Annotated in this window: 1 protein-coding gene; it reads left to right on the forward strand. The window is 46.9% G+C overall.

The annotated features are described in order from the left end of the window. Positions 1-1,644 (forward strand): excinuclease ABC subunit UvrA (gene uvrA / locus WMO25_RS17810; protein WP_349086544.1); only part of this gene is annotated, 1,644 nt, incomplete at both ends.

The raw sequence follows: 1,644 nt of genomic DNA on the forward strand, positions 1-1,644 counted from the left end.
ATTTATGATTATTATCGATTGTTATATGCCAGAATCGGTACGCCCCATTGTCCGAAATGCGGCAAGGAGATTAAAAAACAAACGGTTGATCAGATGGTGGATGCTGTTATGGCATTACCTGAGAGGACGAAGATCCAGCTGTTGGCACCGGTTGTCCGGGGCCGAAAAGGCGAGCATGTGAAGATTTTTGATCAGGCAAGGAAGAGTGGGTATGTGCGTGTGATGGTGGATGGCCATCAGTATGAATTGTCGGAAGAGATTAAGCTTGAGAAGAATAAGAAGCACAATATTTCCATTGTTGTAGACCGACTGATGGTGCGGGAAGGTATCGAGAAGCGTTTGACAGATTCTCTCGAGACAACGCTGAAACTGGCCGAGGGACTGGCAGTTGTGGATTTGCCGGATCAGGAAGAATCTATGACTTTCAGTCAGAGCTTTTCCTGCCCGGACTGTGGGATCAGTTTTGAGGAGATTGAACCGAGAAGCTTTTCATTTAATAATCCTTTTGGTGCATGTCCGGTGTGTCATGGTCTGGGGTATAAGATGGAATTTTCACCGGAATTGATGATTCCGGATACGTCATTGAGCATTTCCCAGGGAGCGATTGCGGTGATGGGATGGCAGTCTGCGGCAGATGCGTCCAGTTTTACTCACGCTATTCTTGTGGCTTTGGCGGAGGCTTATCATTTTGATCTGGATACACCCTTCAGGGATTATCCACAGGAAATTCAAGATGTGATTCTTCATGGTACCGGTGGACGGGAAGTACGTGTTCATTATCGCGGTCAGCGCGGTGAAGGAGTTTATGATGTGGCATTCGAAGGCCTGATTAAGAATGTGGAGCGACGATACAGAGAAACCGGTTCAGAGCTGACGAAGCAGGAGTATGAGAATTTCATGACTATTACCCCGTGTAAAGAGTGCGGCGGCAGACGTTTGAAGAAAGAATCGCTGGCCGTGACGATCGGCGGCAAGAATATCAGTGAGTTGACAGAGATGTCCATTAACGATCTGAATACTTTTATGGAACAGTTGAAATTGACGAAACAGCAGCATTTGATCGGTGATCAGGTCATCAAGGAAATACGGTCAAGGCTTGGTTTTTTGATTGATGTTGGTCTGGATTATCTGATGCTTTCAAGAGCAACAGCGACACTGTCCGGTGGTGAAGCACAGCGTATTCGACTGGCAACACAGATAGGATCTGGGCTTGTTGGAGTGGCCTACATTCTGGATGAACCAAGTATCGGCCTGCATCAGAGAGATAATGATAAGCTGCTGAAGACCCTGAAGAATCTGAGAGATCTAGGTAATACGCTGATCGTCGTTGAGCATGATGAAGATACGATGTTGGAAGCGGACTGGATTGTGGATATTGGTCCGGGAGCCGGTGAGCATGGCGGATATCTTGTTGCAGAAGGTACAGCACAGGATATTATGAAATGCGAGAAGTCTGTGACGGGCGCTTATTTAAGCGGCCGCATTCGAATTCCGGTGCCATCGCAGAGACGACAGCCAACTGGATTTTTGCATATTATCGGTGCAGCAGAGAATAATCTGAAGCATATTAATGTAGATATTCCATTGGGAGTGATGACTTGTGTGACAGGTGTATCCGGTTCGGGCAAGAGTTCCATAGTGAAT

The sequence above is a fragment of the Coprococcus intestinihominis genome, from assembly GCF_040096555.1.
Classification (GTDB): Bacteria; Bacillota; Clostridia; order Lachnospirales; family Lachnospiraceae; genus Coprococcus_A; species Coprococcus_A intestinihominis.